Source organism: Candidatus Rhodoblastus alkanivorans (genome assembly GCF_022760755.1).
GTDB classification, from domain to species: domain Bacteria; phylum Pseudomonadota; class Alphaproteobacteria; order Rhizobiales; family Beijerinckiaceae; genus Rhodoblastus; species Rhodoblastus alkanivorans.
Genome location: NZ_JAIVFP010000001.1, coordinates 514,933 through 533,147 on the forward strand (window position 1 = coordinate 514,933; position 18,215 = coordinate 533,147).

General features: G+C 62.8%; 15 protein-coding genes. 5 read left to right on the forward strand and 10 right to left on the reverse strand.

The window, feature by feature from the left end:
- Window positions 1-275: 275 nt before the first annotated feature.
- The 3 genes from K2U94_RS02385 (at window position 276) to K2U94_RS02395 (ending at window position 2,774) form a co-directional block, all read left to right on the forward strand.
- The gene (locus tag K2U94_RS02385; RefSeq protein ID WP_243065682.1) at window positions 276-635 is read left to right on the forward strand and encodes a hypothetical protein; all 360 of its coding nucleotides are present in this window, start codon (window positions 276-278) and stop codon (window positions 633-635) included.
- Between the two features lie 88 nt (window positions 636-723).
- Window positions 724-1,401, forward strand: coding sequence for a response regulator transcription factor (locus K2U94_RS02390; protein WP_243065683.1), 678 nt, complete (start codon window positions 724-726; stop codon window positions 1,399-1,401).
- On the forward strand, window positions 1,398-2,774 hold the full coding sequence (locus K2U94_RS02395; RefSeq protein WP_243065684.1) for a sensor histidine kinase: 1,377 nt from the start codon (window positions 1,398-1,400) through the stop codon (window positions 2,772-2,774). The genes K2U94_RS02390 and K2U94_RS02395 overlap by 4 nt, the downstream gene beginning before the upstream one ends.
- Here the strand turns inward: K2U94_RS02395 and ccmI are convergent.
- The 4 genes from ccmI to K2U94_RS02415 all read right to left on the reverse strand — a co-directional run bounded on the left by ccmI (window position 2,747) and on the right by K2U94_RS02415 (window position 6,863).
- Window positions 2,747-3,853, reverse strand: coding sequence for a c-type cytochrome biogenesis protein CcmI (gene ccmI, locus K2U94_RS02400; protein WP_243065685.1), 1,107 nt, complete (start codon window positions 3,851-3,853; stop codon window positions 2,747-2,749). The genes K2U94_RS02395 and ccmI overlap by 28 nt on opposite strands.
- 43 nt (window positions 3,854-3,896) lie before the next feature.
- Window positions 3,897-5,360 (reverse strand): cytochrome C, encoded by a 1,464-nt coding sequence (locus K2U94_RS02405; protein ID WP_243065686.1) that lies wholly within the window; start codon window positions 5,358-5,360, stop codon window positions 3,897-3,899.
- 117 nt (window positions 5,361-5,477) lie between these two features.
- Window positions 5,478-6,137, reverse strand: coding sequence for a c-type cytochrome (locus tag K2U94_RS02410; RefSeq protein ID WP_243065687.1), 660 nt, complete (start codon window positions 6,135-6,137; stop codon window positions 5,478-5,480).
- Between the two features lie 60 nt (window positions 6,138-6,197).
- A complete protein-coding gene (locus tag K2U94_RS02415; RefSeq protein WP_243065688.1) occupies window positions 6,198-6,863 on the reverse strand; it encodes a c-type cytochrome in 666 nt (221 codons plus the stop codon).
- A gap of 665 nt (window positions 6,864-7,528) precedes the next feature.
- Here K2U94_RS02415 and K2U94_RS02420 point away from each other — a divergent pair.
- Entirely contained in the window at window positions 7,529-8,269 is a 741-nt protein-coding gene (locus K2U94_RS02420) for a c-type cytochrome (protein ID WP_243065689.1), read from the forward strand.
- A gap of 109 nt (window positions 8,270-8,378) precedes the next feature.
- Here the strand turns inward: K2U94_RS02420 and K2U94_RS02425 are convergent, their stop codons facing one another.
- From K2U94_RS02425 to K2U94_RS02450, 6 genes are all read right to left on the reverse strand, one after another.
- Window positions 8,379-8,921 carry a cytochrome b gene (locus tag K2U94_RS02425; protein WP_243065690.1) on the reverse strand — a complete coding sequence of 181 codons (543 nt, stop codon included), beginning with the start codon at window positions 8,919-8,921 and terminating at the stop codon, window positions 8,379-8,381.
- Between the two features lie 784 nt (window positions 8,922-9,705).
- The gene (locus tag K2U94_RS02430) at window positions 9,706-10,821 is read right to left on the reverse strand and encodes an acetoin dehydrogenase dihydrolipoyllysine-residue acetyltransferase subunit (RefSeq protein ID WP_243065691.1); all 1,116 of its coding nucleotides are present in this window, start codon (window positions 10,819-10,821) and stop codon (window positions 9,706-9,708) included.
- 11 nt (window positions 10,822-10,832) lie between these two features.
- The gene (locus K2U94_RS02435) at window positions 10,833-11,855 is read right to left on the reverse strand and encodes an alpha-ketoacid dehydrogenase subunit beta (RefSeq protein ID WP_243065692.1); all 1,023 of its coding nucleotides are present in this window, start codon (window positions 11,853-11,855) and stop codon (window positions 10,833-10,835) included.
- A 24-nt stretch (window positions 11,856-11,879) separates the two neighbouring features.
- Window positions 11,880-12,863 carry a thiamine pyrophosphate-dependent dehydrogenase E1 component subunit alpha gene (locus K2U94_RS02440; protein ID WP_243065693.1) on the reverse strand — a complete coding sequence of 328 codons (984 nt, stop codon included), beginning with the start codon at window positions 12,861-12,863 and terminating at the stop codon, window positions 11,880-11,882.
- 29 nt (window positions 12,864-12,892) lie between these two features.
- Window positions 12,893-13,927: an ATP-NAD kinase family protein gene (locus tag K2U94_RS02445; protein ID WP_243065694.1), complete on the reverse strand. Its 1,035-nt coding sequence runs from the start codon at window positions 13,925-13,927 to the stop codon at window positions 12,893-12,895.
- 162 nt (window positions 13,928-14,089) lie between these two features.
- Window positions 14,090-16,000 (reverse strand): sigma-54-dependent Fis family transcriptional regulator, encoded by a 1,911-nt coding sequence (locus tag K2U94_RS02450; RefSeq protein ID WP_243065695.1) that lies wholly within the window; start codon window positions 15,998-16,000, stop codon window positions 14,090-14,092.
- Window positions 16,001-16,302: 302 nt separating this feature from the next.
- Here K2U94_RS02450 and K2U94_RS02455 point away from each other — a divergent pair, with 302 nt between their 5' ends.
- Window positions 16,303-18,108, forward strand: a complete 1,806-nt coding sequence (locus K2U94_RS02455; RefSeq protein ID WP_243065696.1) for an NAD(P)/FAD-dependent oxidoreductase — start codon at window positions 16,303-16,305, stop codon at window positions 18,106-18,108.
- The last annotated feature ends 107 nt before the right edge of the window (window positions 18,109-18,215 follow it).

An 18,215-nucleotide genomic window follows, 5' to 3' on the forward strand; every position in this document is an offset into this window, starting at 1 on the left:
GCTGAGGGAGGGACAACTCCTAACCGCTCCGCTTGTCAGCCTTCCGTCAAATAGGGCCGGGCGCCAATTCGAAGATATCAAAAACTGACAGCGAAACGATAGGAAGCCGGGTCCATAGAGGTCAAAATGGCCAACAGCGCTGATTCAAGCGGATATAACAGGCCGAAAAGTTAGAGGCGCCCATGACATCCCCGTGGGACGGATGCAGAATCACATCGCCTACAACCAGACTCGTTAAGGGCACGAGCGATCCCTACATCTTTTGGCTGGACGAATTGCGGAAGATCGGCCCGTCTCTCGACGCTGCCGACGCCGTCCATTATTGGAATCTCCTCGCCGCGATCTACGCGCTGACGGAAGAAGAAAAGGTAAAATTGCGCGCGACCGACGCTTATGGCTTTTCAGGGAGCAGCGCGACAACCGGCAAACGCAAACTCCTCGCGCTCATCAAGGCCGATCTGGTCCTGACGGCGAAGAACCCGGGCCGGCGCAACGAGAAATTCGTCTTCATTTCCGAGGCGGCGAAAGACGCCGTGCTGCGAACGTTGGACGAATGGGCCCATTATTTTGAGGCCTATTCGGCGGCTTATCGCAAATATAGGTCATCGAACTGCCGCAGGCGCGCGAATCATTGACGCCAATGCAGGTTTTGCATGAATCATGCATAAATTTGCGGCACGCGCGAAAATCTGGTCTGTTCACGGATCATAGGCCGGAACAGGCATGAGACTGCTGCTTATCGAGGACACGCCCCGCCTGCGCGAATTGCTGATCGAGAGCGTCCATGCGGCGGGCTGGCGGATAGACGCCTTCGGCACCTGCGCCGAAGCCGAGGAAGCGCTCTCGACGACGGCTTACGACTTGCTGTTGCTTGACCTCGGCCTGCCGGATGGCGACGGAATCGAACTCATCCGCGCCTTGCGCCGGCAGGGGCGTCGCATGCCGATCCTCGTCCTGACTGCGCGCTCCGCGGTTGACGAGCGCATCTCCGGCCTCGACGCCGGGGCCGACGATTATCTGGTGAAGCCGTTCAACCACGGCGAATTTCTCGCGCGCTGCCGAGCGCTTCTGCGCCGCTCGCCCGAAGCAGCGCCTCCGGTTCTTACCGCAGGCCGCCTCGTTTTCGATCCTGCCGCCGGCGTCTTGACCTGCGAGGGCAGGGATCTTGGCCTGACTCCGCGCGAACGCACGGTTGCGGAGATCTTGATGCGCGAGGTCGGGCGGGCGGTCCCGAAGCGCAAGCTGGAACATGCGCTCTCGGAATTCGGCGACGACATTTCGACCAACGCCGTGGAGCTGGCCATCTCGCGGTTGCGCAAGAAACTGAACGCCGTAGAGCCCGGCGCCGCGCTCGAAACTATCCGGGGCTTGGGCTATCTGCTGCGCGAGTTGAACGAATGACTCGCGCGGCGCCCTCCTTGATCTCGATCGTCGTGCGGCGGATCGTGCTTTTCGCCGCCCTCACCATGGTCGCGCAGCTCACGGCCGTTATCCTGGAATATTGGCGCGACACCCTGAACCTCGGCCACCTCGCGATTGAAATGGAAACCACGTCGCTGACGCCGGGCCTCACGTTCGTCGACGGACTTCCAGCCTACACGCTTCCCGAAAATATGCGCGCCCGCTATGGAACTCGGGGCAGCGGCTATTTCATGCGCGTGCTCGATCCCTCGGGCGCGATCCTCTATTCGAATTGCGCGGCCGAATGCGACGTCTATTTTCCGACCCGTGAGACGAGGCGGCTCGATTTCTGGATGATGGAGCAGCGGCCCGGCAAGCCTTTGTATATTTCCGGCGGCCGGAGCATCTCGGACAACCCAAACACCTTCACGATCGACGTCGCCTTCGTCGGCGACCGCGACGGCGTCATCTACCGCGTGCTCGCCAACGAGATCAAAGACCACATGGCGTTGCCAATGACCCTCTTGCTCATCGTCGTCCTCGGCGCCACAAGCCTTTCCATCGCCCAGGCCCTGCGGCCGGTGCGGGAAAGCGCGGACCTCGCCGCCAAGCTCGACCCGCTTGCGCCGACTGCGCGCCTGCCGCTCGCGGGCATGCCCCGCGAGATCGCCGATTACGCCAAGGCGGTGAATGGCGCGCTGGAGCGCGTCTTTTCGCTGATGCAATCCCAACGCGTCATGACCTCGGCCATATCCCACGAGGTGCGCACCCCGCTCGCCATCGCCCGGCTGGAACTCGAAAAGATCGCCGACCCGCGCGCCCGCAAGGTTGAGGAGGATCTGGAGGCGCTCAACCACCTGGTCGAGCAACTCACGACCTTGGCCCGGCTCGAAGGCGCCGGCGTCGCCGCTCCCGAGAAGATCGAGCCGGATGAGCTGGCGCAGCAGGTCGTCGCCGCCATGGCGCCGCTGGTATACGAATCGGGTCGGACCATCGCCTTCGAGGAGCAGTCGGCCTCGCCGTTCCGCGGCCATCGCGCCCTCATCGAGAACGCGCTGCGCAATCTGATCGACAACGCCATCCGCCACACCGGACAAGGAGCCGCGATCCGGGTGACGGCCGGTCCAGGCCCATGTCTTTCGGTATACGACGACGGCGGCGCGGCCGTGACAAGTTCAGCGTGGCGGCGCGCGGCGAACGGACTCGACCGTCCCGGACTCGGCCTGAAGATTGTCAGCCGCATCGCCGAATTGCACGCCGGCCGTTTCGACATCGCCATTTCCCCACCGACTGGCGCGGTCGCGCGCCTCTGCATGCCGCCATCGGACGGAGACCGCTTAATCGCTCAATTGCCGCTCAGCCCCAGCTCCTGAGCCAGAGCGGCAAGTTTGCGTCGCGCCGCCCCGTCGCCCGCAAAGGCCTTGAGCGCCCGGTCATAGGCGTCCTGCGCCTGGGCCGGCGCGTTCAGCACCTTGTAGGAGCGAATCAGGCGCGCCCAATCGTCGGCGTTGCCGCCTTTCGTCGCCAGACGTTGCGCAAGATTGTCGACCATGGCGCGGATCATTTTTTGCTGCTCGTCGGGAGACTTCGCCGCGATGCCGGCGGCGTCCGGCCCCGATCCCTGCGCTGCGCCGTCGAGCGGCGCGGCGAGCAGGGCGAGCTTGTCCAGGACGTCCTTTTTCGCCTTCGAGCCGTCAGGCAATGCAGGCAGCATGGCGGTCCAGATCGCGCGCGCCTTGTCCGCGTCGTCATGCTGGGCCGCCGCGAGGCCGAGGTAATAGCGCGCCAGCAAATTCTTGGGATCGAGCTTGAGCGCGCGCTCAAGTTGGTCCATGGCTTCCGGCGACACCACCCCGTCGTTGGCGTAGGACAAAGCCTCGGCATATTTGACTATCCGCGCTGGCGATTCGCCCAGAATTTGGATCGCCTTTTTGCTGGTTTTGACGGCGTCGTCATAACGCCCCATTTCCAGATAGGTCGGCGTCATCAGCTCCAGCGTCCGGCCGTCATTCGGATTGGCGGCGAGATGGGCCTCCATTTCGGCGACGGATTTTTTGACTTCCGGCTGCGCCGGCGGGGCGTTCAACCGCGTCTGGAGCGGCATATCGGGTAGATTGGGGCGCCCGACCATCGAGTAAACGCCGAGCGCGATGGCCGGGACGCCGAAAGCGACCAGAACAAGCGCGAAATTCCGCGCGAATGGAGCGTCGCCCTTGGCCGTCTGCTCATCCGCGGCGGCGAGCAATCGCCGTCCGGCCTGCGCTTTCGCCGCCTCGGCTTCTTTCTGGCTGACGCCGCCGTGCGACGTTTCGGCGTCAATTTCAGCGATCTGGGCGCGATAGAAAGCGACGTCGGCCGCATCCTCGCCGGTTTCGGGCGGCGGGCCGGTGAGCGGCCAGAGAACGCTCAGCACGGCCGCGCCGGTCAGCAGCGCAAAAACAATCCAGATCATGCGCGAGACGCGCCCTCGCCGTCAAAGCTCGCTTTGCCGCCAATTACCACATGAACCAGGCATAGGCGAGCAGAGTGTTGTTGTCGCTGGCGCTCCGGCAATAGGGGGTCGTGCTGCCGCCGTTGCACAGAGTATTAACACCATTCGCGTCGACAGCGGTCGGGTCGATGTTGTTGGTCCCGCCATCGAACCGGGTGTACAGCGTATAAGTGAGGCCGATACGCGCATTGGCCCAGGGCCAGAAGGACGGTCCGCCCCGCGAGAACGGCAGGTAGGCAATGTCGAATATCCAGCCTTCCGAATTGGGCGAGAAATTGGCGTTCGGCGCATAAAGCGTCATGTCCGCCGTGCCGTTGATGTTGAAATAGGTCGCTGTGGCGGAATAAGTGTTCTTGTAAACATATTCGCCTGAGAGTTTCAGGCTGCGCAGATAGTCCACGTTATTGGCCGTAATGCCCTGCACAACGCTTGAGTACAGATTTTGCCGCTCCAAAATGTAATTCGCGCGCAGTGTCACCGCGTGGACATCGGTGATCCACTGATATTGCAGGTCAAATCCATTGTCGGTGATCACGTCCGTGGGCCACCCGAACGTGCCGTCCGGCAAGGCCTGATTCCCGCCCGCAATCACATTCGCATTCATGCCATAGGCGCCGACTTCGAGCGAATGCTCGCCCCAGTTTTTTTCAATCGCGGCCCGGTAATAAGGCGCGATGCCGCTGAGAAGATTGCCGGGCGGTCCCCCGGTCACCGCCCATTGGAACGACTTGGACGTCGCTCCATATCCCGTGAGTTCGAGATAGAGCATATCGTTGATGAAGGCATAGCCGCCGGCGCCCACCACCTGGCCGGGGCCCCAGTCCGCGCCTTCTAGCATGGTCGCGGCCGCGGGACCTGGGGCGAAGGAAGACGAAATGAAAGGAAAGCCCCAGGCTGGGGTGGTGTTCCAGGGGTCCTGGACCGTCGGGTTGTTGTTGAAGTCGAGGCCCCAGAGCACGTCGAAGGGGCCGATGTGCAGCGTATCGGCATAGCGGCCGTCGGTGTTGTCCCAGGCGACTTGCTGTCCGTAATCCTGGCCATATGTCCATTGCGTGAACAAGCCGAGATTGCCCCAGATCTTGCCGCCATAGAAAATGCTGACCTGCGACGAGAAGTCGGTCCAGTTGTTGGCGTCGTTGTAGCCGCCGAGCCCCGGGGGCTGCGGGGGCGCATAGGCGGAGGTCGAGCCGTCCGGCGCGTTTAGGCTTCTGTTGAGATGGGTGAACTGCGACTGAAGCATGAATGAGATCGGCGGCAATTCGGTGTCGATGCCTCCACCCGCGGTATAGCCGCCGAGCTTGAAGCGGCGGCCGTAAGGCGTGAGTTGCGGGAAGGCGGTGTGACAGGTCGAACAGGTCTGGCCGGTCTGGCGCGCGAAGCTCGGCAGCGCCGAAGCGTTGTCGGCCGCGCCGATAGAGGCGGCGAAACCGAGACCAAGAGCGGCGCCGGCCCGAAGGGCTTTATTCAATTCGATCATCCCGGCCATTCGATTGGCACTCCTCACTTCCCGCCTTCGGCCTGATTTCAAGGAGCGGCGGATTGTTCTTGACCATTGCCCAAAAGAAAAACGCGCGCGGCGAGCGCCTTATCTGCTAGCCGCCTGCCCGTCGAGGAAGCTCAGATAGGACGCAAGCGCGTCGATCTGCCCGGCCGACAGGTTCCGCGTCACTTGCGGCATCGGCTTGGCCGCCGGATGGTAGCCCTCGTTCCATTGCTCCATCCGCCGCTTCAGATAGGAGTAGGAAAGCCCGCCGAGACGGGGAATGGCGCCAACGCCTTCGGCGTTCGGGCCATGGCAGGCGACGCAGGTGACGATATTGGCTTCGGCGTCGCCTTGCTGGTAAAGGGCGCGGCCCTGATCGACCAGCGCGCGATTGCCGTCGTCGGCAGGGCGCGGCGCCTCGTGAGAGAAATAATCCGCCAGAGCCCGCGCCGTGTCGGGCTTGAGATTGGCGGCCGCGTTCCACATGTACAATTTGGAATAGGGATTGTCGCGCAGGTGGTCATGAAAGGCATTGATTTCTTTGATGATATAGCCTGCCCTTTGGCCCGCCAGACGCGGGGCCACGGCGAGGCCCTGCGCGGAAACGCCATGGCAGAAGGCGCAATCCTTGACCGGCGGGCCGCTCGCGGGCGGAAGTGGCAGCAGCGCGAAGGGATAGGGCGCGTCCGGCTGGGCATGAAGTGGGCCGGCCGCCCAGAGGGAGATCGCCAGGGATGCGATCGTCAAACCGAGATTTTTCATGGCTATTGTTCTCGTGTATTATTCTTGGGACGGGCCCGGCGCCAATGAAGGCGAATGGCGTTACCGCAAGCCGCCGACATAGGCGGCGACAGCGGAAATCTGCGCTGCGGTCAGATTGTGGGTGGTCGGAACCATGATCGCGGAAAGCCCGCCAGCCGATTGCCGGCCGCGCTCTCGCCCCCAGTTCGACAGGGTTTTCACGAGATAGACGGGCAACTGGCCCGCGAGGCGAGGAATCTGTCTGGCTCCGTGCGCGTCCGGCCCGTGACAGGCCGAGCAGGCCGGCACGTTCGATTCAGGCAGGCCGTTCGCAAAAATCTCGCGCCCAAGAGCGACATTGCCGCCGGAACGTCCGCCAAGCGGAGCCGCGTTCAAGGAGTGGAAATGCGCCGCGATCGCGCCATACATTCCCGGCGTCACGCCGCGGGCCACGCCGCTCATGATCGGATTGTGGCGGAGGCCGCTCGCATAGTCGCGCAATTGATTCTCGATATATCCGGGCTGCTGCCCCGCGAGCCGGGGGATGGCGTAATAGCCATAAAAGCCTGCGCCCGACTCGCCATGACAAATCTGGCAATATTCGATTTTGGCCTGGACCGCGCCGTGCGGCGCCGCATGCGATCTCGCATGCGGCCTCGCGACGGCGGAGCCGGAAAAGCTCAACGCCACGATCGCCGAAGCGAGCGCAATCGAATTCAATGCGTTTCGCCAATGAATACCCGTCATGGCTGTCGCCCCCTCACTTCAACTTGTGTCCGTCCGTTATATTATTTGTTTATACGTAAACAATAGACGGAGTTTGCTTCCATGCCGATCAAGCTCGTGCTTATCGTGGCCAGCGTGAATTGCATTGGGATAATCGCCCCTTTGTTTCGTCACGACAATTGGTTTGGATCAATATCAAGCAGTGGTCCGCCCAATTTACCAATGTAGTGACTTATTTATCGCATATGGGTCATGGCGACCTGTAGATTTCTCTGGAAAAGTCGCGGGAAACCGCTGAAAATATTGATAAGGGCGCGATCGGAAGAAATGATGAGCTCATCGACGAGCCGTGATCGGCCTGATGGGAAGGCGGCCGTAGGGCCGAATCGGGTGCGTCTTTAATGCCTTATGGTGGTCCAAGATCAGACTATCTTCGTATATTCTGATTTCCGGAAATGTTCGTTCTATACTATGAGTTCGCCGGACAGCCGGCGCGACCCCGGTGTCGCGGCCGCGCGCAGCTCCCAAAAGATTCGGGCGGATGCGCAAATAAAAGCCCCGTCGGGTTATGAATTGTTCTGGATCAATGTTGTTCCGGGGACGATGGCGTTGGTGGCGTCGCGCCGGAGATGAAAGGTCCAAAGCGCCGCAGCGTTGGGAATGACGATAAAAGAAGGTGGGGAATCATGCAGGGCATTGGCGGCAAATATTTCGCTCTGGCGGCGGCCGTCGCCATTTTCGGCGCCGGATTCGCGGCGCATGCGCAAGATCAGACGAAAGCGGCGGCGCCGCAGCCGAACAGCGCCGCCGCTCCATCTCAAGAAAAGAGCGCTCCGCAGCCGACCGCCGCGCCGGCGCCGGTCGTCAGCGCGGCGATGCATAAAAAAATGGAAGCCAAACTCTCCTACTGCAAGACCTGTCACGGCGTGCAGGGTCAGGGCTTCCGCGGCGCCTTTCCGATGCCGCGTCTCGCCGGTCAGCAACCGGATTATATCAAGAATCAGTTGCAGGCTTTCATCCAGAAGCGCCGCGCCAATCCAGTCATGAACAATGTCGCCCATGTCCTGAGCCCGGAAATGGTTGATTTCCTATCGAAGAGCTTCCACGACCTCAACCCGCCGCCGCTCGGCGGCGCGCCCGCGGCGCTCGTCCCCGAAGGCAAGGAAATCTTCCACAATGGCGTGCCGAGCAAAGATATCCCGCCCTGCGCCACCTGCCACGGCGACGACGCCAAGGGCAACGGCGAGATCCCCAGACTGGCGGGTCAGTTGAACGACTATATCATTCGCAAGCTGACCAATTTCGACAAGGAGCGCGGCCTGAAGCCAAGCCCCACAGATGTGTCGTCGCTCATGAAGCCCATCGCGCACAATCTGACGCAGCAGCAGATCGCCGCGGTCGCAGCCTATGTCAGCAATTTGAAGTGATTGCGCCGGCCGCGGTCGCATGAATCGAACGCCGGACCGACGAACCAAGCGGACGCCAGCGAACTGGCGTCCCGCTTGGAGAACTCGAACGGGCCCGTCCGGCCGGCTTTCAACCTTCGCGGCGCCATGAGCCCGGGAGCATCCGCAGCAGGACGTCATCCTTCCGGACATATTGATGATAGAGCGCCGCGAGGGCATGAGCCGCGGCCAACCCGATGATGGCGTATGCCGCGACTTCATGCGCTTCGGTCAGCGGGCGGTAAATCTCGGGCGTTCTTCCGAATGGAGACGGAATGGCGAACAGGCCGAAGTTAAATCCGCGGCCGCGATAGAGCAGGGTCGGAACGCCGATCAGCGGAACCGCGATCATCAAGACGTATAGCCCGGCATGGGTGGCGCCCGACGCCAGCCGGCTGAGCGGACCAATAGATTCGGGGAGCGGCGGCGGCGGATTTACGAAGCGCAAATAGAGACGCACGACCGACAGCGCCAGGACGGCGAGACCAATCAGCGCATGCGCATTGATCGCGGCGCTCTTCATGTCCTTCGGGAAATCGTCGATGGTCAGGCCCAGGACGAATGCGACGACAATCAAGCCTGCAATGGTCCAGTGAAGCGCGATCGCCGCTCCATTATATCGTTTCACGTTCATCAACATTAATTTTCCGCTGTTTGTCTCATGCCTTCTGACCGTCTTGCCAGCGCGTCACGATGACGAACGCGGCCCGAGTGAACTGCTGAATGAGCTCAATCCTAACTTTGCTTCGACCGACTGTCGATTCGCTGTCAGATTCATTGATCGCAGCCGGAGCCTTGAACCAGCCGCGCAAACCCGCTCCGCGCTGTCGCATCGCATTCCGGTCAACTGAAACATGGCGATTGGCTGCAATGGCGCCCCAGAAGGCGGTTGCGCGTACGGAGGCGTCCCGCCGATCATGATCATTCGGACTTCCTCTGTCGGCGCCTTTCTCGACCGTCGCGAAAGCGGAGAATCGCCACCGTCTTGCGCGCGGGGCTGCCCCATGTCGCCGAGCGCGATAAGCCTCTTGGCTGTTGAGCCAGGGGTTTGCTCGTTCGCGCCCATCAGAATGGGCCAAGGTGGCGCTGGCCAACAAGCTGGCGCGGATCGCCCGGTCTGTGTTGCGGCGCCAAGATAAATTCGACGACAAATTCGACGTCGCAGGTTCGCCCTTGGCGGCATTAGGGTTGGCAGGCCGACGCGAAATCCGTTGATCAGCCGAAAATGTTTGCGGATGGTGACAAAGAGATGGCCTGACAGTCGAACGGCGTTCCGGAAGCCTCGTTCAAAAGATGGCGTTCGACGCCGCAGGTTTCATGACGGCCTGAACCGGGTATCTCCATCTTGGCTGGGAGGATGCTCAGTGAGCCGTCGCTCATCGCGGCGGCTCAGGCTTCGTCGAAGGGCGTCCGGGCGTTCACGCCCTGATATGCGCAAGCAGCAGTTCGTTGACGCGGGCCGCTTTTTCCATCTGGACCATATGTCCGGCGCCGGGCAGCACCTCGATCTTGGCGACGCCTGCCAGCGCTGATGCGTGGGCTACGGGAATGACGCGGTCCGTTTCGCCCGATATCGCCAGCGCCGGCGTTCCCGACGCCTTCAATTCGTCGGCGAGCACCGACGTCTGACGACCATCCGGGAAAAGCGCCGTCGCGAGACCGCGCAAGGCGGTTTCGACGCCGTCGATCCTTTTGTATTTCAGGACGTCATCGACAAGCTGGCGGTTGACCAGCGCCGGATCGTTGAACAATTGCTCCAGCAATGGCTTCAACTCGCGCCGCGATCCAGCAGCCACGAAGCCGTCGAGATAGGCGCTGTTGATATCCGGCCCGAGGCCCGCCGAACCGATCAGCGTCAAGGATTTCACGCGCGCCGGGTGATCGAGCGCGGCGCGGATCGAGACGGCGCCGCCCATGGAATGGCCCACAAGATGGGCGGCCGGCACGCCGACGGCGTCCATGAAGGCGAAAACGGAGGACGCCAGCCAAGCCAGGCTGGAGTCGCCGATTTTCTTGTCCGACTGTCCGTGGCCGGGCAGGTCGAGCGCATAGACCGCGCCGGCGCCGGCAAGGGCTTCGATATTGAACAGCCAATTGTCGAGATCGCCGCCGAATCCGTGGACCAGCACGACGGCGTTGGCGCCTTCGCCGCGTTTGGCGTAACGCAGGCGACCAAAAGGCGTGTCCACGAATTCATAGCGCGGTCCCGCCTCCTCGACGCCTTCCTCGTCGCTCGCCGGCGCGGCGTAGCCGGCGACGAAGGCGTCGATTTCCGAATCGGGCACGTCCTCGGGCGCGATGACGCCGATCAGCGCCTTGACCGGATAGACGACGCCGGCTTCGCCGATGATGCGCCGCAGCGCGCCCGCCGCGCCGGATTCGACGACATTGACGATCTTGTCGGTTTCGACTTCCAGAATTTCATCGCCGACACTGATTTTGGCGCCGACCGGCTTGAGCCAGCCGGTCAGCTTTCCTTCGGACATCGACAGGCCCCATTTCGGCATGACGATGGGTGAGATGGTCTCGGTCATATGTTTCTCCTTCACGCCGCTTTCGCGCGGGCGATGGTCTTGCCGACGGCGGCGACAACGTCGTCCGCGGTCGGGATGTAGAGATCTTCGAGCGAAGGCGAGAACGGCGCGGGCGTGTGGGGCGCCGTCACCATTTGCGGCGCCGCCTTGAGCGCGCCAAAGGCATGCTGCGCGACATAGGCCGTGATGTCGCTGGCGAGTGAGCAGCGCGGATTGGCCTCGTCCACCACCACAAGCCGGCCGGTGTTCTCGACGCTTTCGATCACCGTGTCCCAGTCGATCGGCGACAGGGTGCGCAGGTCGATGACCTCGGCCTCGATATGGTCCTTGCGGGCCAGGCGCTCCGCCGCATCCAGCGCGCGATGAACGGTGAGGCCATAGCCGACGATGGTGACATCCTTGCCCTCGCGGACGATGTTCGCCTCGCCGAACGGGATCGCATAGGATTCCGCCGGAACCTCGCATTCCGCTCCATAAAGATTCTTGTGCTCGCAGAAGATCACCGGATCGTCGTCGCGGATGGCCTGGATCAGAAGGCCCTTGGCGTCATAGGCGTTGGATGGGCAGACGACCTTCAGGCCCGGGATATGGGTGAAAATCGGCGTCAGCATTTGCGAGTGCTGCGCCGCCGCGCGGAAACCGGCGCCGACCATGGCGCGGATGACCACCGGTGTGCGCGCCTTGCCGCCGAACATATATCTGAATTTCGCGGCCTGATTGAAAATCTGGTCGAAACAGACGCCCATGAAGTCGATGAACATCAGTTCGGCCACGGGGCGCATGCCACAGGCGGCGGCGCCGATCGCCGCGCCAACGTAAGCGGATTCCGACAACGGCGTGTCGAGCAGGCGATTGCCGTGCTTGGCGTAAAGGCCCTTGGTCACGCCGAGCACGCCGCCCCAGGCGTCGGCCTCGCCGGGCGCGCCGGAGCCTCCGACAATATCCTCGCCGAGCAGGATGACGCTCGGGTCGCGGGTCATTTCGAGGTCGAGCGCCTCATTGATCGAGGTCTTGAAGCTGATCTTGCGGGTCATGTCCTTCTCCGTCGGTCCGGGGCGTCAGTAGGCGACGTAAACGTCGGTGAGCAGTTCACGCGCCTGCGGCAGCGGCGCGTCCTTGGCCGATGCGACGGCCGCGTCGATCAGCGATGCGACTTCGAGGTCGATCAATGCGAAGTCTCGCTCTGTCGTGAGTTCCGCGTCGCAGAGGCGAGCGCGGAAGATCTTCAGGCAATCGCGATTTTCCCGGTTGTATTCATTTTCGCCCTTGGCCTTGTAGGTCTGGGCGTCGCCTTCGAAATGGCCATAGAAACGCGCGACATTGCATTCGAGCAGCGCGGGGCCGCCGCCTTCACGCGCGCGCTTGATGATTTCGCCCGCGGCTTCATAGACGGCGAAGAAATCCATCCCGTCCACGGTGACGCCAGGCATGCCGAAGCCCGAAGCGCGATCGACATAGGAGTCCACGGCGGTCGCGTAATCGACCGAGGTCGCCTCCGCATAGCCGTTGTTCTCGACCACGAAGACGACCGGAAGGTTCCAGGCGGCGGCGAGATTCATGCTCTCCAGCACCGTGCCCTGGTTGGCGGCGCCGTCGCCGAAGAATGTGACGCCGACGCCCTTGTCGCCGCGGAATTTAGAGGCGAGCGCGGCGCCGCAGATCAAGGGCGCGCCGGCGCCGAGAATGCCATTCGCGCCCATCATGCCCTTGGACAGATCGGCGATATGCATCGAGCCACCCTTGCCGCGGCAGGAGCCGGTCGCCTTGCCGTAAATCTCCGCCATCATCTCATGGACGTCGACGCCCTTGGCGATGCAATGGCCGTGGCCGCGATGGGTCGACGCAATGCGGTCGATGTCCGTGAGATGCGTCATGATGCCCGTCGCGCAGGCTTCCTCGCCGGCGTAAAGATGGACGAAGCCGGGAATGTCGCCTTTGGCGAATTCGATATGCAGCCGCTCCTCGAAATCGCGAATCGTGCGCATGGTGCGGTAGGCCCGCATCAGCTCTTCCCTCGACAGGGGAAATGGGTTGGTGGACATTCCGTTGTTCCTCCTTGGTTTGAAAATCTTCAGGCGCACGCGAGATTTCGGTCGCGAAGCAGGCCCTTCGCCGCTGCGAAGCGCATCGCGCTGGCGACATCGATCGTGCTGAAGGCGCGCTCGACGAGTTCGATCGAAACGCGCTGCCGCCGGTCGAAGGACAATTCGCGCTCGCCGTCGAGCGCGATCGATCCGGCCGCGAGTCGGGGGAAGACCTTTCGTCCCGCCGGAAGGCGCCGCCATTCCTCGACCCCGACGGGCTCGACAAGACCCGGCGCGATCGGCGCCCGCACGACGAGGCGCGCGGCTCCCGCTGGCGCCAGCTGGACGGTCAATCCGCCGGGTTCGTCGCGGCCAACGGGTTCGAGCAGGGCGGCGATCGCGGACATGCCGATCAACTGCGGGTCGGCAAAGGCGACATAAAGCTCGCGAAAGGTTTCGGCCCGCCACAGGGCGCGGGCGCCGAGGTTCTGCTGCGACACGATGGCGACATCGACCAGGGCGATTTCGGGCGCGCCGTCGTCGATGCGCGTTTCGAGCCATTTATTGCTCTTGACGCCCATGTGCGTGGGAACGGCGCCGGTCGCGACGAGGCCCGTCGCGAGACCGGTTGTCGTTGGCTCGCGCATTTCGGGAAAGGCGTTGTTGGTGCCGGTGGAAATGCCGGCGATGGGAACGCCGCCGCATTCGGCCGCGACGACGCGATGGGTGCCGTCGCCGCCGAGCACCATGATCGCGGCCACGCCCTGGCTCGACATCATCCGCGCCGCGCGGCGCGAATCCACCGCCGCGCCGGTCACCGGCATGTCCAGCAGACTGACGCGCGGAAAACACAGTTCGCCGCGGTTGGAAGATTGGGCGAGTTGGCGCAGCACATGAGCCGCGACGCCGCCGCGCTCGGGCATCATCACGACGTCGTCCACGCCGCAGGCCGCGAGGCCGGCGAGCGCGCGCAACAGAATATTGGCGCGGTCTGCGACCTGGAGATTATTGGCCTTGGCGATGACGCGACGTATGTCGCGGCCGGAAATCGGATTGGCGATGACGCCGACCTTGGGCGGCATGGGTTTCCTCAACTTTCTTGTTGAGGATGTTCAGCAAGCTCGGCGCCATTGCGTAAACGACTTATAACTTATTGTGTTTATGGGCATATAAGAAGAGGCTGGGCAAAGGCGCCGCGGCGCCGCGGGCCGCAGGTGTGGCGCCCGGCGCCACAGGCGGCAAGGTCATTCCGGGTGCTTGAACGCCATCAGTCCATGGCGCCGGATCTGGCGGTGGATCGTGGTGCGATCGACGCCGCGAAGGCGCGCGACGTGGGATACGTTCCAGCGGTTGCGACGCAGGTCGGCAAGGAGTTCCTCGGCGGAGTCCGCGATTTGTTTCTTGCCGACATTGCCGCAAAGAATGCGCTCCGGGAGATCGTCGAGCTGGATCAAATCGCCTTCCGCCACCGCGCAGGCATAGTCCAGCGCGTTGATGAGTTCGCGAACGTTTCCCGGCCAGTCATATTGCCGGATTCGCGCCCAGGCCGCGGGGGAAAGCGTGAAGCTGCGGCCGCATTGCGCGCGACGCTCGGCGAGCATTTTCTCCGTGAGCCAGTCGAAATCCATGCGCTCGCGCAGCGGCGGCAATTTCAGCACGGCGCCGCTGAGGCGGAAATAGAGGTCTTCGCGGAAATTTCCGCTCTTGATCAGCTCGACGAGATCGCGATGGGTCGCGGCGATCACGCGGATGTCGACCGGAATCGGCCGCGTCGCGCCAACTGGCGTCAATTCGCGCTCGGCGAGGACGCGCAGCAGGCGCGTTTGCGACGCCAGCGGCATGTCGCCGATTTCGTCAAGGAACAAGGTCCCGCCATTGGCTTCGAGCACGAGGCCCTTCTTGCCCTTGGTCTTCGCGCCCGTGAACGAGCCCGCCTCGTGGCCGAACAATTCGCTCTCGATCAGACCTTCGGGAAGAGCTGCGCAATTCACGGCGATAAAGGGCTTTCCGGCGCGCGGGCTCACATTGTGCAAGGCCTTGGTGAAATATTCCTTGCCGGCGCCGGTCTCGCCCTGGATCAGAAGGCCCATCTGCGTGTTGACCAGCTTGGCCGCGCGCGACAGGACGTTGCGCATCGCGTCGTCCTCGCCCGCCAGCGCCGCCAGGCCTGCCGGCAAAGGCCGCTCGCGCTGGGCCGGACCAGGCGCTCTTTTTGGCGGCGGCAAAGCCTGGCCGAACAAGGACCGTCCGCTTCGCCGCAGACGCAGTCCGCGCTGTTCGCTCGGCCGCGAATGAACGTAAAACGGAAAATCATCCACCGTGCATTCGAAAATATCGGAGATGTAAAATGCGCGCGGCGATTTCGACGGATCGCTCGCCGCCGCTTCCTGTTGCATGAGAATGCGCGCCTGATTGTTCACCCCGATCACGCGTCCGGCGCCATCGACCGCAATGACGACATCGGGATCGACGTCCGCGAATTCCGGGCAGCTGGCGAGGCGCAGGATCCATTCGCTGCGAAAGCGGTTGAGGAGGTGCGCCGTCTCGATCTTGTGCGCGAAGGATTTCACCAATTGCATGGCGAGAAACTGGCTGGCCTTCGGCTCGGGCGACCGCAACGCGGAAATGTCGAGCACCGCCGCCACTTTGCCGGAGGGATCGTAAATGGGAGCGGCCGTGCATGTCAGCGGAATATGCGTGGCGTCGAAATGATCGGTCTGATGGACGGTCAAGGCCTCGCCCGTCATGATGCACGTGCCGACAGCGCAGGTGCCGGCGTGAGTTTCGTTCCAGTCGGAGCCGAGATAGAGGCCCGCCCTGCGGCAATTATTGTCGAAGGTCGGATCGCCCATGAAATCGACGGTGACGCCGCTCGCGTCCGTCAGCAGCAGGACATAGCCGAGCCCGGACACCTGGCGGTAAAGCGTCTCGACGCCGAAGCGCGCCGTGTGGAGGAATTCGTCCATCGCATCGCGGCATTCGCGCAATTGTCCTTGGGTGAGGATGCGCGCCTCACGCAACACGGTCGGGTCGAGCTTGTGCTCGGCCACGCAGCGCAGCCAGGATTCGTGGATGATCGTGTCGCGCCGCGAATTTTGCTCGGCCGCCGCGCGCATGAGTTCGTCAATATGGTCTGATTGCGCGCCGTGCGCCATCACGATCCTCCCCGTCCCCGCGGCATGTTCTTTTCGCGGGCGATTTTTCGTTTCTTTTTTCTTAAACGGCAACGATCTCATTAATTTGCCGCGCCATCAACCTGAGGCGTTTCGCGCGCCACACGTGTGGCGCCGCCGCCTCGCCAGCGGCGCCGCGGCTTGGCGAATAACATAATGATAAAAAATGATTTTCGTTGTTTTTTTCTCCTGGCGCCAGCCTTGCTCTTACCTTCGGCAGCTTCGATCGCAACATCGAGCCCAAGAACGATACGCGCCGCGAGTCGGCGACAGGGAGTTTGCATATGCGGGACAAGGCGACGGCGACGGCGATTGCAACGGATGTTCTGGATCGCCTCGGCGCGGCGTTGGCCATGGCGGATGTCACGGCCGCGCTCGAGCTCTTCCAGACGGATTGCTACTGGCGGGATCTGGTGGCGTTCACATGGAACCTCAAGACCCTTGAAGGCCGCGAGCGGATCGGCGAAATGCTGCGCACGCAACTCGGCGAGGCGCGCCCCGAAAACTGGCGCGTCGCGGATGGCGAGCAGGCCGTCGAGTCCGGCGATGTGATCGAAAGCTGGATCCAGTTCGAAACGGCCTTGGCGCGGGGCTATGGCCATGTCCGCATCAAGGACGGGCGCATCTGGACCCTGCTCACAACCATGCAGGAGTTGAAGGGTTTCGAGGAGCCGATGGGCTACAGGCGCCCGGCCGGCGCCCGGCACGGCATCGACCCCAGCCGCAAGACCTGGGCCGAGGGCCGTGCGCAGGAAGAGGCTGAGCTGGGTTTTTCCCGCCAGCCCTATTGCCTGATCATTGGCGGTGGACAGGGCGGCATCGCTTTGGCGGCGCGCCTGCGGCAACTCGACGTGCCGACCATCGTCATCGACAAGCACGAGCGCCCCGGCGACCAGTGGCGCAAGCGATACAAGTCGCTCTGTCTCCACGACCCGGTCTGGTACGATCACCTTCCCTATTTGCCTTTCCCCGCGAACTGGCCGGTGTTCGCGCCCAAGGACAAGATCGCCGATTGGCTGGAAATGTACGCCAAGGTGATGGAGATCAATTACTGGCCGTCGACCGAATGCGTGAAATGCTCTTACGACGAAGCCGCGCAGGAATGGACGGTGACGGTCCGCCGCGAAGGCCGCGAACTGGTGCTGAAGCCCAAGCAACTCGTGCTTGCCACCGGCATGTCCGGCAAGCCGAACCTGCCGAAATTTCCCGGCATGGACATCTTCAAGGGCGAGCAGCAGCATAGCTCGCAGCATCCCGGCCCCGACGCTTATCGGGGCAAGAAGGTGGTGGTCGTCGGCGGCAACAATTCGGCGCATGACATCTGCGCGGCTCTGTGGGAAGGCGGCGCCGACGTGACCATGGTCCAGCGCTCGTCAACCCATATCGTGAAATCGGAATCGCTGACGGAGATCGGCCTTGGCGATCTCTATTCGGAGCGCGCCGTCGAGGCCGGAATGACGACGAAGAAGGCGGATCTGACTTTCGCCTCTATGCCCTACAAGATCATGAATCAGTTCCAGATTCCGGTCTATGATCAGATTCGCGAGCGCGACGCCGACTTTTACAAAAGGCTGGAGTCCGCCGGATTCATGCTCGATTTCGGCGATGACGGCTCAGGCCTGTTCATGAAATATCTGCGGCGCGGCTCAGGCTATTACATTGACGTCGGCGCCTGCGATCTGGTCGCCGATGGCCGCATCAAGCTCAAGAGCGGCGTCAATGTCGCGCGCCTCACGGAGAACGCCGTCGTCCTGACCGACGGAACGGAATTGCCCGCCGATCTGGTGGTCTACGCCACCGGCTTCAGCTCGATGAACGGTTGGGCCGCCGATCTGATCTCGCAGGAAGTCGCAGACCGGATCGGCAAGGTCTGGGGCTTGGGCTCGAACACCAGCAAGGACCCCGGCCCCTGGGAGGGCGAACTGCGCAACATGTGGAAGCCGACGCAGCAGGAAGGGCTGTGGCTCCATGGCGGGAACCTCCACCAGTCGCGCCATTACTCGCTCTATCTGGCCCTCCAGCTGAAAGCACGGATGGAAGGGCTTCCGATCCCCGTCTACGGACTACAAACCGTCCATCATTTGTCCTGAGTTCACCGAAGCGAGCGGCGGCTCGATCCCGCGCGAGCAATCGCGCGGGGCTGGCGCCGGCTTGCCGAAAACCTGGCCGCGGTACGGCCACAACCAAAACGAAAGCG